Origin of the sequence: Paenibacillus sp. S25, from assembly GCF_019454085.1 — a bacterium.
GTDB lineage: Bacteria > Bacillota > Bacilli > Paenibacillales > Paenibacillaceae > Paenibacillus > Paenibacillus polymyxa_B.
Genome location: NZ_CP073683.1, coordinates 4,479,116 through 4,493,444 on the forward strand (window position 1 = coordinate 4,479,116; position 14,329 = coordinate 4,493,444).

The 14,329-nt window shown below is 46.8% G+C and carries 13 protein-coding genes; 2 read left to right on the top strand and 11 right to left on the bottom strand.

The annotated features are described in order from the left end of the window. Positions 1–104: 104 nt before the first annotated feature. The 4 genes from KAI37_RS19510 to cymR form a co-directional block, all read right to left on the bottom strand. Positions 105–317 carry a hypothetical protein gene (locus KAI37_RS19510; protein WP_013311529.1) on the bottom strand — a complete coding sequence of 71 codons (213 nt, stop codon included), beginning with the start codon at positions 315–317 and terminating at the stop codon, positions 105–107. A gap of 10 nt (positions 318–327) precedes the next feature. Next, the gene (locus tag KAI37_RS19515; RefSeq protein ID WP_220030059.1) at positions 328–849 is read right to left on the bottom strand and encodes a PRC-barrel domain-containing protein; all 522 of its coding nucleotides are present in this window, start codon (positions 847–849) and stop codon (positions 328–330) included. Positions 850–984: 135 nt separating this feature from the next. After that, positions 985–2,136, bottom strand: a complete 1,152-nt coding sequence (locus KAI37_RS19520; RefSeq protein ID WP_220030060.1) for a cysteine desulfurase family protein — start codon at positions 2,134–2,136, stop codon at positions 985–987. An 11-nt stretch (positions 2,137–2,147) separates the two neighbouring features. Then, the gene (gene cymR, locus KAI37_RS19525; protein ID WP_013311532.1) at positions 2,148–2,567 is read right to left on the bottom strand and encodes a cysteine metabolism transcriptional regulator CymR; all 420 of its coding nucleotides are present in this window, start codon (positions 2,565–2,567) and stop codon (positions 2,148–2,150) included. A 304-nt stretch (positions 2,568–2,871) separates the two neighbouring features. On the opposite strand from cymR, the gene mnmA reads away from it, so the two are divergent. Both mnmA and KAI37_RS19535 read left to right on the top strand, forming a co-directional pair. After that, the gene (gene mnmA, locus KAI37_RS19530; RefSeq protein WP_220030061.1) at positions 2,872–3,993 is read left to right on the top strand and encodes a tRNA 2-thiouridine(34) synthase MnmA; all 1,122 of its coding nucleotides are present in this window, start codon (positions 2,872–2,874) and stop codon (positions 3,991–3,993) included. Positions 3,994–4,295: 302 nt separating this feature from the next. Beyond that, on the top strand, positions 4,296–5,126 hold the full coding sequence (locus tag KAI37_RS19535) for a PPK2 family polyphosphate kinase (RefSeq protein ID WP_071642477.1): 831 nt from the start codon (positions 4,296–4,298) through the stop codon (positions 5,124–5,126). A 114-nt stretch (positions 5,127–5,240) separates the two neighbouring features. Here the strand turns inward: KAI37_RS19535 and crcB (KAI37_RS19540) are convergent, their stop codons facing one another. The 7 genes from crcB (KAI37_RS19540) to KAI37_RS19570 form a co-directional block, all read right to left on the bottom strand. Beyond that, positions 5,241–5,597: a fluoride efflux transporter CrcB gene (crcB, locus tag KAI37_RS19540; RefSeq protein ID WP_071642478.1), complete on the bottom strand. Its 357-nt coding sequence runs from the start codon at positions 5,595–5,597 to the stop codon at positions 5,241–5,243. After that, complete coding sequence (gene crcB / locus KAI37_RS19545; RefSeq protein WP_071642480.1) at positions 5,594–5,995, bottom strand: fluoride efflux transporter CrcB; 402 nt, start codon at positions 5,993–5,995, stop codon at positions 5,594–5,596. Before crcB (KAI37_RS19545) ends, crcB (KAI37_RS19540) begins: the two co-directional genes overlap by 4 nt. An 86-nt stretch (positions 5,996–6,081) precedes the next feature. After that, positions 6,082–7,392, bottom strand: coding sequence for a replication-associated recombination protein A (locus KAI37_RS19550; protein WP_023989915.1), 1,311 nt, complete (start codon positions 7,390–7,392; stop codon positions 6,082–6,084). 360 nt (positions 7,393–7,752) lie between these two features. Beyond that, positions 7,753–9,894, bottom strand: coding sequence for a HelD family protein (locus KAI37_RS19555; protein WP_220030062.1), 2,142 nt, complete (start codon positions 9,892–9,894; stop codon positions 7,753–7,755). Positions 9,895–10,132: 238 nt separating this feature from the next. Continuing rightward, positions 10,133–11,950 (bottom strand): ABC transporter ATP-binding protein, encoded by a 1,818-nt coding sequence (locus KAI37_RS19560; RefSeq protein WP_071642536.1) that lies wholly within the window; start codon positions 11,948–11,950, stop codon positions 10,133–10,135. Between the two features lie 97 nt (positions 11,951–12,047). After that, positions 12,048–13,346 carry an NCS2 family permease gene (locus KAI37_RS19565; protein ID WP_023989918.1) on the bottom strand — a complete coding sequence of 433 codons (1,299 nt, stop codon included), beginning with the start codon at positions 13,344–13,346 and terminating at the stop codon, positions 12,048–12,050. Positions 13,347–13,515: 169 nt separating this feature from the next. Beyond that, positions 13,516–14,265: a tRNA threonylcarbamoyladenosine dehydratase gene (locus tag KAI37_RS19570; protein WP_013311554.1), complete on the bottom strand. Its 750-nt coding sequence runs from the start codon at positions 14,263–14,265 to the stop codon at positions 13,516–13,518. Between the last annotated feature and the right edge of the window lie 64 nt (positions 14,266–14,329).

Genomic DNA, 14,329 nt, shown 5'->3' on the forward strand with positions numbered 1-14,329 from the left:
TCGGGGCACCCTCTTCGTTGTTTTTATCAAGCATTATCCAACCTACTAAGCCGTATGTAGATCACACCTCTTAGTAAGCAGCCTGTCCACTTTTGGAGTCAAGCCTAGGAAGAAGCGTGAATTTGCGGCAAGTCCTGTTGTGCCATCTCATCTCCAAAGAATAGGTCGTCCAGCGAACTGAGCGTTCCATCCTCTTCCACTTGGTAGACAGACATTTTTTCACCATTCACCTGAAGTTCGATAAAGCATCCCCAGCAATAAAATTGATGGGAGCCGATTTTGCCGATATCTTTGGAATTACAATTCGGACATCTCAATAAACTCACCCTATCCATTAACAGAATATATGGCTTTTTCCAGACGCTGCTCGCTTAGCGGGGGAACCATAACAGCATTTTCCCCGATGGACATATCTTCGGTGCAGGGCAGCCATTTCCGCCCTTCTATAATATCCGATACAAAACCATCGCTGATTTCCAAGCCTATTATGTTATTGCCCATTTCCTGGTCAAAATAAACATCCGAGATGTGCCCGAGCATAAGCCCTTCCTCTGTTAGCACGGATAGATCCTTCAGTTTACCGGGTCCAAGCAAGTACGTATGTTGTATATCATGGGCCTCCGTTTTACGGACAGCCTGCTGATTGCGAATCATGATCGCATCCTCACCGTAAGCAACGATGTCATCCCAAGCAATCATTTTCACGTGAGAAGAAAAAAGCCCTTTTCCTTCCAACTCAATCCCTGTGATTCGCCAATCAGCTGTCACCATAAAGTCATGTATTTTACCAATCTGCTTCCCGTCCTCCACATCGAAAACGGCAAGTCCGATCATATCTTGAAGCTTCATATATAGGGTACCTCCTCATTCTGCAATCCGAACGAAGGTGCGGTCCTTTTCCTACATGCCTGTCAGACCTTGCTTCCGTTCATGCAATGAAATGGAAAACCGCCCCTCCCTTCTTATTAAAATGCGGAGAAATCCCTAGTACCTAGTACGCAGCCGCTTCCATATGGTTTCAATTTTCTTGGCCGTGTATTCCATTTCTTCCGTAGTATTACCCAAACCGAAGCTAAACCGAATCGCTGAATGTAAAACATCTTCAGGGAGATCCATCGCCTGCAATACATGCGATAGCTCTAGAGATCCGGAAGTACAGGCTGATCCGCTTGCTGCTGCGATTCCTTCCATGTCAAGGTTCATCAGCATGGTCTCAGTACCAATGTCCGGAAAGCTAATATTGAGGACATTAGGTAAAGAATGATCAGGATCACCGTTAATTACAAAATTTTGGCTACCCAGAGTGTCTTCCAACCCTTTAAGCAACGTTTGACGAAGAACCATATCGTGCGCCCCATGCTCCTCAATAGAAGCATTAGCAAGAGTTGCGGCTTTAGCCAGACCCGCAATACCGGCGATGTTTTCTGTTCCGGCACGGCGTTTCTTTTCCTGAAGTCCCCCATGCATTAGCGGCTGAATGCGTGTACCTTGGCGAATATATAATGCACCCACTCCTTGCGGTCCGTTAATCTTATGGCCCGACACACTCAGTAAGTCAATCGGGAGATTCCGGCAGTCGATGGATATATGACCGAAAGCTTGAACCGCATCTACATGGAATACAATGCCATGTTCTCTCGCAATCTGCCCTACTTCTGAAATTGGCTGAATGACGCCCACCTCATTGTTGGCATACATCATACTGATCAAAAAAGTGTCCGGACGAATGGCAGCCTCGATATCCGCAGGGTTCACGCGTCCAAAATCGTTGACCGGGACATAAGTTACCTCATACCCCGCTTTTTCCAGCTCATCACAAGCATGAAGCACTGCGTGATGTTCAACCGCGGTTGTAATCATATGCCCGGAAGTACGGCCGTCTGCCATAGCCGTCCCAAACAGGGCCAGATTATCGCTTTCTGTCCCTCCGCTCGTAAATATAATTTCTTCAGGCTTGCAGCCCAAAGAGGCCGCAACGGCATCCCGAGCAGCGCTGACGGTGCGCTTGGCATCGCGGCCAAAGGCATGAACGCTCGAAGCGTTGCCGAATTGGCCGGTCATGATGTCCATCATAGTCTGCGCAACCTCAGGATGCATAGGAGTCGATGCGGCATGATCCAGATAAATTCTGTTCATGTTAATCCACCTCAAATGTAGAACATGTAATTGTCCAATTCATCATGTTCTTGGTATGTGATCAAGTCCTTAAGTGTAGTAGAATCCAACACTTCAGCGATGCTGTCACGAATTCGCAGCCACAGCTGACGTTTTGCCGGATCGTCTTCTTCCGTGAAATCGACCGGAGAAATCGGACCTTCCAGTACACGAATGATGTCTCCCGCTGTCACTCCTGCCGGTTCATTCGCCAAAATATAACCGCCGTAAGCACCACGGATACTTTTTACCAAACCTGCATTACGCAAAGGCGCGATGAGCTGTTCCAGGTAATGCTCTGACAGCTGATTTTTTTCGGCAATACTTTTCAAAGAAGTTGGACCTTCGCCAAACCTGGCTGCAAGCTCCATCATAATGGTCAGGCCGTAACGGCCCTTCGTTGATATTTTCAATTGTGCCACCTCACTTATAGTAACAATTCCGTTAAACACGCGGAATAACTGGTGTTGTAAACCTCTCTATTCCGATCCTAACCCTCAGCTTATGTTAACATATTAGGGCAGGTAAAGGGAAACATTACGGTAACAATCTTAAAAAAAGTTGCTTTCGGGCGATTTGGAACAGCTTTAGCCCATTTTATATAGCTTTCTTCCATCATTCGCCGTGTCGTTTGATCGTCCAAACATCGTATCTTATTATCGTTTATGTTACAATAGGTGGGTTCTACAACAATATTGAAAGAATTGGGTGATGACCATGGCTAAAGCCAATCATGAAACCCGTGTCGTCGTCGGGATGTCCGGTGGCGTCGACTCATCCGTTACCGCGCTGCTGCTGAAGGAGCAGGGCTATGACGTAATCGGCATCTTCATGAAAAACTGGGATGACACGGATGAATTTGGCCGTTGTACGGCTGAGGAGGATGCGGAGGATGTGCGCCGTGTCTGTGAACAGATCGACATTCCTTACTATACCGTCAATTTTGAGAAAGAATACTTCGATAAAGTATTCTCCTATTTTCTTGATGAATATAAAGCTGGACGCACACCCAACCCGGATGTCATGTGTAACCGTGAAATTAAATTCGGCGAGTTTCTAAATAAAGCGCTGGATTTAGGAGCAGATTATGTTGCTACTGGACATTATGCACGGGTTGTGGAAGAAGACGGCCACTTTACTTTGCTGCGAGGTGTGGATAGCAACAAGGATCAGACTTATTTCCTGAATGCATTAAGCCAAACACAGTTGTCCCGAGCCATGTTCCCTATCGGTCATCTGCCGAAACCAGAAGTGCGTAAAATTGCGGAAGCTGCAGGACTGTATACGGCCAAGAAGAAAGACAGTACAGGCGTATGCTTTATCGGCGAGCGTAATTTCAAGGAGTTTCTGAGTGGATATCTGCCTGCAAAAGGTGGAGATATGGTGGATATCGCTACTGGTGAAGTCAAAGGACGCCACGATGGTCTGATGTACTATACACTGGGTCAACGACAAGGCTTGGGCATTGGCGGCTCAGGTTCAGGTGAACCGTGGTTCGTAGCGGATAAGGATCTGGAGAAGAATATTCTGTATGTGGTACAAGGTGATCGTCACCACAGCCTGTATTCTACCAGCCTGATTGCAACGGACGTGAACTGGATTGAAGGCGCAGATACTCGTCCGACCGGCGAATTCCGTTGCACAGCCAAGTTCCGTTATCGCCAACCTGATCAGCAAGTAACTTTACAATGGCTTGCGGATGGAACCGTGCATGTCATATTCGATGTACATCAGAAGGCCATTACACCTGGACAAGCTGTTGTATTTTACGACGGGGAACGCTGTCTGGGTGGCGGAACCATTGATAAGGTTGAAAAACTTCAGCCTGAAACGGTTTAAATGAGTGACCATTCTTCATTGATATAGCAGGACTTAAAAAAAGTCGTCTCTCCAGATTTGGGAGGGACGACTTTTTTTATGAAAGATGTTTTTATTTAATGGCTTGTAAAGAATTCATAATCTGCTCTTTATGATGTCTGTCATGCTGGACAAACATTTCTTGCAAAAATTTTCCATGGTTTATGCACGTCTCTTGAATTAACTAGAAAGATCATTAATACATAAGGAACTTTTGATAACATCCTCATTTGGGTATATGATGTAGACAAGATCATACTTCAATTGAAAAGGAGCGTGCCTTTATGTCTGATTCATTAGGAATGCTGACACCGGGTAAAAAAGTTTCTTTGAAAGAATGGGACCCCAAGGATACGAAGAATATCCAAAATAAAGAAGAAATCCGACAGGAAACAGATCAATTGAAGGAACGCTTCACGGAATTACAAAGCAAATTATTTACAGAGAAAAAACAATCCGTTTTGTTTGTATTTCAGGGTATGGATTGCAGCGGCAAAGACGGCGTCATCAAGCAGGTATTTTCCAATCTTAACCCTGCGGGGGTAACTGTCCACAGCTTTAAATCACCTACGGCTGAGGAATTAAGTCATGATTTCTTGTGGCGTGCTCATAGCGTTACCCCAGGACGTGGATATATTGCAGCATTTAACCGTTCTTATTATGAGGATGTGCTGATTACACGTGTTCACGGACAGATATCCGATAAGCAGGCCAAACGGAATATTAAGCATATCAAGCATTTTGAACAGTTGTTGCTGGATAATGGTGTAAAGGTGGTTAAAATCTTTTTACATATTTCAAAGCAATTTCAGTTAGAAAAGCTGATCGATCGGATTGAAAAGCCTCACAAAAACTGGAAACTCGATCCGAGTGATTTGCAGGAACGCAAATTTTGGAAGCAGTATACCCAGTATTATGAGGATGTACTAGAGCTAAGTGCAACCAAACAAGCACCTTGGTATGTCGTTCCTTCAGACAACCGTTGGTATAGGGATTATACCGTGCTACGGATTGCCGTCCAAACACTGGAGGAAATGAAGTTGTCTGATCCTGATCCAAGACCTGAACTTGAATCCCTTTTACCTGAATTGTACAAAGAACGAGATAAAAAATAGTTGTATAGGTACAGCACTAAGCTTCCAAAACCTTATCACGGCTGAGAATGCCTTGAGTCGGGATTGGAAGCTTTTTATTGCATTTTTACGTGTTATCTCGAAAATGTATAAAGCTTAACTGACTCTGTACCCGATAGCCGCAGCTACAACTCCTACCACGACAGAGGACAGTACATACGTAGCCATGCGTCGGTATTCTTTACGCTCCATCAGTTGAAGAGATTCATAGCCGAATGTGGAAAAGGTGGTGTAACCGCCACAAAAACCGGTTCCTAGCAGCATCCAGAGTGCAGGAGACAGATGGTGTTGCGTAAACTCGCCATATAGCCAGCCTAGCAGCAATGAACCACTGATGTTAATGATCCACGTCCCCCACGGGAATACGGTACCGAACCTCTTTCCTGCCCACATGCCAAGCCCGTATCTCGCCAGTGTACCCATAATCCCGCCTGCTGCCGCCCACCAGATCATAAGCGTTCCTCCTTGGGATCAGCCTGCGTCATTTTTGTACCTAGGCGGATACCTGTCCATGTCAAAAACAGCCCTCCGCCTACGCTAAGCAGCAGGTACAACACAGCCGTCAGCATACGATCATGAACCGTAAGACGTACAGCATCTACTGCAAAAGTGGAAAAAGTGGTAAAGCCCCCTGTAAAGCCTGTTCCGATGGCAAGTCGCAATCGCGGTTTGATCCGCCATGATCGCAAGGTTACCGTAAAGAACCAACCAAGAAACAGGCAGCCGATCCAATTGATTAGCAGCACACCAAGTGGAAAATCCGCACCCGCCGCAGGCAGCAGCGATTGCAGGCTATAACGGGTAGAGGTTCCAAGCGCTCCGCCCGCGGCAACGAATAACACGTCTTTCATCTTTTTATCCCCTTCTTCGCTCTTGCACGATCATGGTGTAACGTGACGATATCGTTACACACTCTGTATATTAAGTCACACATATATTAAGACTGTGAATCCCGCCAACGCTGGTTTTGCCTGATTTTTGACTCATTCCCCTGCTCAGTAGCCTGGTAGAAGGTTTGGTCTGCTATCGAATCGGGCAAATATTGCTGCTTCACATAGTGATTCGGATAATTATGTGGATATTGATAGCCAACATGCCCGAGCTTTTCCGAGCCTTTGTAGTGTGCGTCACGCAAATGGAGTGGCACCTCGGCTGATTTGATATCGTCCATAGCCGACATGGCCCGTGAAATCGCCGTATATACGGCATTCGATTTGGGGCTTTCCACGGCGAACAAAATGGCCTGTGCAATGTTCAGCTTGGCCTCGGGCCAGCCGTTATTGCGATAAGCTTCAAGCGCACTAACCGCTTGCACCATTGCCTGCGGGTTCGCTAGGCCAATGTCCTCACTGCTCGCCGCGATGAGGCGGCGGATAAAGGTCATCGGGTCCATGCCGAGCTTTTCTACGGCGTATAGGAACCAGAACAGCGCGGCGTCGCTGGAGCCGCGTATGCTTTTGTGAAAGGCCGACAGCACGTCATACTGTGTGGATTCATCTGCTTTGACAATCGGGCGGCGGATGGATTCCTCCGCGACTTCCAGTGTCACGTGAATCGTGCCGTCTGCCAGTGGAGGCGTCGTGAGCGCCGCCAGTTCCAGCGCGTTCAAAGCGCGGCGGATATCACCGTTCGCCATGGACGCTATGTGAGCCAGTGCAGCTTCATCGACCTGAAGCTGCATGTAGCCGAGCCCTTTGTCCGCATCACTCAAGGCGCGGCGCATAGCAGCCAGCGAATGCTCCTGCGTTAGCGCTTCAAGCTGGAACAGCGTAGAACGGCTCATTAAAGCGCCGTTGACGTAGTGAAAGGGATTTTCAGTCGTGGCACCAATAAACACGATCGTGCCCTTTTCCACCGCAGGCAATAGTGCATCCTGACGTGAACTGTTAAAACGATGTACCTCGTCGAGAAACAAAATAGTTTTTTTGCCATACATCGATTTATTCGTCTGTGCACGGTCAATGACTTCTCTTACGTCTTTCACAGATGCTTCTACAGCATTCAGACGTACAAAATCGCCTTGCGTGTGTTGCGAGATGATATGTGCCAGCGTTGTTTTGCCGCACCCCGGTGGTCCGTACAACAAAATAGAAGAGACCTGATCTGCCTCTATAGCTCTTCGCAGCAGCTTACCTGGACCCACAACATGCTCCTGTCCAATATATTCATCCAGCGAAGTCGGACGCAAGCGATCCGCAAGCAACCGATTGCTTGGCGTTGACTCTTGGGAATATGAAAATAAGTCCATTTCATTCACTTCCTTATGGTTTATGAACGAACACTTTCTCTTTTTCTTTGAAAACCTACTATATTATGTTCGCTCATACGGTTGAAAATCATGAAAATTCAAGTCATCTATAATCCTGATACAGTGTAAACCGCCTCTTATTCTACCATATCCGTTAACAAGTTGCAGATAGCATGGTCATGGCACGGCTGTAGATCTCCAAGTCAGTCGCCCACAAAAAAGAAAGAACAGCCTTAGACGAAAGATGAATTTCGTGGCTGTTCTTCGACTAACATGACTTCCTAATTTCCATCACTAAGATAAACAGTAAACAAAAAGGAATACAACAACTCAGGCGATGCTTTACAACGCTTTTCCTGCTTACTCCGTCTGTGCCTGTACGTAACTAGGAAGTGAGCCATCATGCAATAGCCACAGCTCATGCAGCGCACGAGTACATCCTACATACAGCAGCTTGGCATCCCATGCCCGTTCCCCATAATGCTCATGGTCGGCATCCGCCACAATAACTGCATCGAACTCCAGACCTTTGGATAGGTACACAGGCAGTACCGACAAACCGCCTTCATATTGCTTTTTACCACCGTCAATCAAATTCACATCCAACCCCGCGCTTGTGAAAACCTCATGTAGCTCCACAGCCTCTTTTAAGGTACGGGTCAGCACAGAAACAGTACGATACTCCTTGGAGGACAGCTCTTTTAGAGCGGTGAGCAAACTCTGCTCACGCACCGATGAATCGTAAGACATAGTGCGCACCGGATCGCCACTACGAAATACCGGAACTGCCGTAATACCGCCGCGAACTCCCTGCTCCAAAATCGTGTTTGCAAATTCTATAATTTCCAAGGTTGATCTATAGCTCCGCGTAAGTGCAAAATACCCTGTATGTTCCGGCTCAAAAAGAGAACTCATTTCCTCCCACGCATGTACGCCACGGTATTCATGAATGCCCTGCGATAAATCGCCCAGTATAGTGAAGGAATGCCCTTTCACGAACAAATCCAGCAATGCGATATGAAAAGGTGAAAAATCCTGCGCTTCATCAATGACCACATGGTCAAAACGTTGAGATGACTCTACCTCATGAATCAGCACGTGAAGATACACTAACGCAGTCAGATCTTCTTCACGGATAATCTGTTTTCGCAGGTCCGACTGTGTGGTCTTAAAAATAGCAGTTGGCAGAGAAGACTTCATCTCCGCAGCCGTATCTGCGGGTAACCCTTTAGCTGCCTGAAAAAGCTGCTTATAGAGCGTCAGTGCGTCATATTGTGGCCATTTTTTAGCATATGCCTTTTCCCGTGTCCCTGCCTTTTTCTTGCGTTCCTTGAGCGCTGCCGCTGAAGGCGACTTTTTCAGTTCCATTTCAATCCAGCGGTGGACTCTTGCCAGCACACGCTCCTTCCGCTTCGCGAGCGGATAAGGCTTATATTCCTCATTAAACCAATTCAAAATCTCAGCTTGTGGCAGCACCGCTCCATCCCATGGTGAAAAATCCCCCTCGGGCACAGAGATGGGCTCCAGTCGTTCAACAAAAGCTTGAAGCAACTCCATAAAGTGAACCGAGCCCTTGAATCTTCCCGGCGCCTCATCCATGGATTCCTTTCTCAGACTGTCACTCTCAAACCAATAAGATAATGTTTCGGCAGGATCAGCCAAAGGTAAATCCAAACCCAATAAGTCCAGTGCCCAGTCTGCAAATGTACTTTGCTGAATATTCCCGACCCCCAGCTCTGGAAGTACATCTGAAATATAGTCAAGGAACATATGGTTTGGTGCGAAAATTACCATTTTGTCCGCTGATACCTGATCCTTGTATTGATACAGCAAAAATGCGAGACGATGCAGCGCTACTGTCGTCTTGCCACTACCCGCTACCCCCTGAATAACGAGGGCTGTATTTTTAGCCGCGCGGATGATCTGATCCTGCTCCGCCTGAATGGTAGATACGATATCCCGTAAACGGTTATCCTTGTTTTCTCCCAAACGATAAACGAGAAACTCATCGGAAACGGCAGGCTCGTCGCTTTCACGATTATATGTATCGGCTACCCGTTCCAGGATTTTTTTCCGAATGACAACATTACGCTTCAGATAGACCAAGCCCTCAATGGTTCCCTCAGGAGCTTCGTAGGACGCGGTTTCTTCACCACCTGTAAACGAATAAAACAAGCTGGCAATCGGTGCACGCCAATCAATCACCAGCGGATACGCTGACGTTTCTTCACGCTCCACTCCAATTTTACCGATATAAAGTGGCTTCCGCTGCCCTCTGCCACGCTCGTCAAAATCCATACGACCAAAATAAGGCTCCTGCGAGCTTTTGGCCAAAGCCTGGCGTTTTTCCTCCCGTGCCGATTCCAGCACTTGCTCCGTAAAATCATGCCCGGTGTACACCGGCGTATTGCGAAGCCGTTCCAATCTCCGATCAATTTCCTCCATAGCAAGCGACAGCCTATGCTGTTCTTCTTGATAGGCACTTTGAAACTCATTCTCCATTTCAGTTACCTCCTAAGAATATCAAGTCTCGATTTCTGCATCGCATTCACTTGCTCCGACACAAAAAAAGGAAAGTAAGCGTAACACATTTAACCATAAAAATCCAACCTTATTTCCTAATACACCTATTTCCCTACTCTTTCACAAAAGTATGAAGCTTTTCGGCACCAATGGAGCGGGTGATTTGAATCCGAAGAAGCGGAGCGATCGGAGGATCAAATCACCCGCGCAGCGGCCTCTAATGCTCCATACTCCTCTCCCCCATCTCCACAAACTGCTTTTGAGCCAGCTCACGGTACACCTGATGGGACTCTAATAACTCAGTATGAGTTCCTGCACCGGTCACCTTGCCCTTGTCCAACACGATAATCTGATCGGAGTGAACCACCGTAGACAAACGATGAGCAATGACAATCGTCGTGCGTCCTTCCATCAAGTTCGCTAGGGCCTTCTGTACCTCATGCTCAGATGAGCTGTCCAGACTAGATGTAGCCTCATCCAGCATGAGAATGTCAGGGCTACGAAGAAGCGCACGCGCAATAGCGATCCGCTGACGCTGCCCTCCGGACAGCTTCATTCCCCGTTCTCCCACCTCAGTATTGTAGCCTTGAGGTAGATCCATAATAAATGTATCCGCATACGCCATCGTGGCTGCTCGTCTCACTTCTTCCAAGTCAGCTTCGCGTCCCAAGCCATATGTAATGTTATCTCTGACCGTTCCGGTCATCATTGAGCTTTCCTGCGATACATAACCAATTTTGGAGCGCCAGGAGGAAAGTGTATATGACGATATCGGTTCGTCTCCATAACGAATTTCCCCTGTATCTGGCACATAAAAGCGTTCCAACAATGAAAACAAGGTGGACTTCCCACTCCCGCTCGGACCCACGAATGCTGTCGTCCGGTTAGCCGGAATGACCAAGTTCGCATTATGAAGGACCTCTTCACCTTCGGTATAAGAAAAGGCAACATCACGAAGTATAATATCTCTGCTCTCTTTTGCCGCTTCCTGCTTCAACTCGAGCGGTTCCTCTTCATGATCTAAAATAGTCTGAATCCGTTCAGTAGCCCCAACCACCTTTTGTAGACGTGAATACAGGGTCGTGAATTGTGCCATCGGTGTAATCACCTGAAACAGTAGCAAAATAAAAGCCACCAAATCCCCGGCGGTCAGCACACCCGATGCGACACGAACACCACCAACACCCAATATAATGACCAGCACTGCAGTCAACAAGAAGGTAGAAATGGGACCTACAAGAGCCAGGATGCGTGACTCTTGCAAACCGAAGCGGAACATCCGGTAAATACGATCCTCACCGGCCTGAGCCTCTCTGCTTTCGGTTCCGTAGGCCTTCACCAGTCTGATTTCGCCGATAACCTGACTCAACACCGAGGTCAGATCTGCCATCTCATCCTGCTGTTTTTTGGAGATACGGTACATTTTTCTGCCTACCGGAAATAAAATCAGGGCTGTTAGCGGAACAATTGCCATAATAATGAGCGTCATCACCCAATCCAGATAAAACAACAATGCAATACCACCGATAATTGCAATCACATTAGAAATCAGATTGACTAGATACTCCGTAATTAAGTTCATAATCAGGCTTGTATCATTAGTGACACGACTCATCGTATCTCCTGACCGATTTCGATCAAAGTAAGGGATAGGTAGAGATAAGATTTTATGCCATAAGCGTTTGCGCAAATTAGCCACAATCTTATGCCCGGCATAGTTCAACATATAGATAGAAACCGCCGAAGCCACCGCTTGAAGCACAAAAGCCCCAAGCAGACCAACAATGACCATACGGTTTAATGAAGAAAAGGTTAAGCCATCAATCAACCCTTTAGTCATCATGGGTACGATTAAACCAGCAATGGTCTGAATCAGGGTCAGAATCAGGGCGATGATCAGAATGGCCTTGGGCGGATGCGCACTCGCAATCAATTTGATAAACCGCCCCATGCCAGCCTTATCGGGTCTTTTACCTGGCTTTTCCTTCATCCGGTCCTCCTGCTCATCTTGGTGTATATGATGTTCTTTTTCCATATACCATCAACCTCGCTTCCTGTCTGACCATTCTTGTTCAAACAACAACACCCGCGCTCTGCGCGGGTATGAACAGTACAATCTATCTTCGAGTTTACTACACCAGAGAATGAAGTACAAAGTTAGCCACAAACAGTACAGAAATGATATATAATGCGACAGGCACTTCCTTGCCCCGTCCTGCTGCCAGCTTGGCTACGGGGTATGCAATAAAACCAAAAGCCATCCCGTCTACAATACTGTAAGTAAAGGGCATCATCACCATGATCAGAAATGCAGGAAACGCTTCAGTAAAATCACTGAAATCCATCTCTCGCACATTTTGCACCATTAGACCCCCAATGATGATCAACACGGGCGCAATGGCACTGTCAGGAATATAAGCCAACAGTGGAATAAAGAAAAACGTCGCCCCGAATAAAATAGCAGTTACCAGCGGTGTCATTCCCGAGCGTCCCCCCGCTGCAATACCAGCCGTCGATTCCGCAGCGGCTACCGCCGGACTGCTGCCCAAAATACCGGCAAAGATATTGGTTACAGCCAACACACGCAAGCTGTTTTTAAATAAATCCGGTCTTCCGATCATGTTGGTTTGTGCAGTAATCATACCAATATTCTCGAATAGTACAATGAGTAGGAGCAAAAAGACAGCGATCCAAAAAGCTACCGAGACAATGCCTGAAAAGGAAAGCTCTCCAAACAATTGCCCATACTGTCGCACCGTTTCAGAGGTTCGTACCGTGCTTGTAGGCTCTACAGCTCCCAGTATATAAGCAAGCCCAGTTCCCGCCAAAATGCTAATTAGTAAACCTCCCTGAACGTTACGCACAAACAATACAATAGCGAGCAGTAACGTTACACAAGCCGTAATTACCTTGGGATCATTAAAATGGCCAATAGCCACAAAAGTCGTCTGATGAGCAATCACGATGCCGCTTTTTTGCAATCCGATAAAGGTTAAAAACAACCCAATGCCTACCGTAATTCCGTGCTGCAAATTATGGGGAATCGCTTGGCTAATCAGCTTGTATAATGATGTAAAGGCCACAATGGCGAATAAGATCCCTGTGATGGCAACCACCATTAACGCTTCCTGCCAACTCAGCTTCATAGAATGTACGAGCGTATAAGTGAAAAAGGCATTAATCCCCATCCCTGGTACAACGACCATTGGAGATTTCCCACCAAAAGCCATAAGCAGGCAGCCAATCATTGATGTCAGCAGTGTCCCTAGCATCGCCCCTTGGAGGGGAATCCCGGCATCTGCCAAAATAGTTGCATTAACCATAACAATGTATACAACGGAAAAATAAGAAATGGCCCCAGCGGCTAATTCCTTTTTCCAATGATGCTCGGGCTTGAAACCGAGACTTCTGGACCACAGTCCATCCTTCATACCAAAACCCTCCAGCAAGTTGTTCAATCTGTTTGCAGTAAGCTGCGCTTTTTCAAAACAAAAAAGAGCTGTAGCAACTGTGACACAAAGGATGTGATGCACAGAACTACAGGTCTTAAAGTGAATACATACTGATGTAACGAATGCACTGCCATGCTATTTTTGCAACTTACACACCAGCATGTTCTAACAAATCCTTCACGGCTACACTAACCATGATCAGTCCTGCTACCGGAGGTACAAATGCATTGCTTGCAGGCGGCTGCTTAGCCTTCCGGATTTCAGGTGCGTTTGCAGGTACAATTTTTTTTGTAATTTCTTCACGTGGCTTCATTGGTTCTTCATCAGAGAATACAACCTTGACGCCTTTGGTAATACCTTCCTTGCGCAACTTGGTGCGGATGACACGGGCAATCGGGTCCATTCTCGTCTGGGAAATATCCGCAACTTGAAAACGACTCGGATCCATTTTGTTCGCAGCCCCCATACTGGAGATCATCGGAATCCCCCGTTTCAGGCATTCCTTAATCAAATGAATTTTGTAAATAATCGTATCCGAAGCATCCAGCACATAATCCAGTTCGTACTTGAACAGCTCCTCATATGTTTCTTCCGTATAAAACATGTTGAGTGCAATCGCTTCACATTCAGGATTAATCAGCTTCACACGCTCTACCATCAGATCAGCCTTTTTTTGGCCTACCGTCGTTGTCAACGCATGTATCTGGCGATTAATATTGGTGATATCTACAACATCTTTATCAATCAGAATGATACGTCCAACACCCGTGCGCGCCAGTGCTTCCACTGCAATCGAACCGACACCGCCGATACCCAGCACGGCCACCGTGCTATTTTTCATAACCTCTAGACCTTCAGTTCCGATAGCCAGTTCCGTTCGTGAAAATTGATGCAACAATATGGTATATCCTCCCTCACTGATTTAAACTCTACGCTTGAACTCCCAGCATACAAACCACGAA

Coding starts and splice junctions, on each gene's coding strand:
- KAI37_RS19515 (WP_220030059.1), bottom strand. CDS start 849: ATGAAGCTTCAAGATATGATCGGACTTGCCGTTTTCGATGTGGAGGAC.
- KAI37_RS19520 (WP_220030060.1), bottom strand. CDS start 2,136: ATGAACAGAATTTATCTGGATCATGCCGCATCGACTCCTATGCATCCT.
- mnmA (WP_220030061.1), top strand. CDS start 2,872: ATGGCTAAAGCCAATCATGAAACCCGTGTCGTCGTCGGGATGTCCGGT.
- KAI37_RS19535 (WP_071642477.1), top strand. CDS start 4,296: ATGTCTGATTCATTAGGAATGCTGACACCGGGTAAAAAAGTTTCTTTG.
- crcB (WP_071642478.1), bottom strand. CDS start 5,597: ATGATCTGGTGGGCGGCAGCAGGCGGGATTATGGGTACACTGGCGAGA.
- crcB (WP_071642480.1), bottom strand. CDS start 5,995: ATGAAAGACGTGTTATTCGTTGCCGCGGGCGGAGCGCTTGGAACCTCT.
- KAI37_RS19550 (WP_023989915.1), bottom strand. CDS start 7,392: ATGGACTTATTTTCATATTCCCAAGAGTCAACGCCAAGCAATCGGTTG.
- KAI37_RS19555 (WP_220030062.1), bottom strand. CDS start 9,894: ATGGAGAATGAGTTTCAAAGTGCCTATCAAGAAGAACAGCATAGGCTG.
- KAI37_RS19560 (WP_071642536.1), bottom strand. CDS start 11,950: ATGGAAAAAGAACATCATATACACCAAGATGAGCAGGAGGACCGGATG.
- KAI37_RS19565 (WP_023989918.1), bottom strand. CDS start 13,346: ATGAAGGATGGACTGTGGTCCAGAAGTCTCGGTTTCAAGCCCGAGCAT.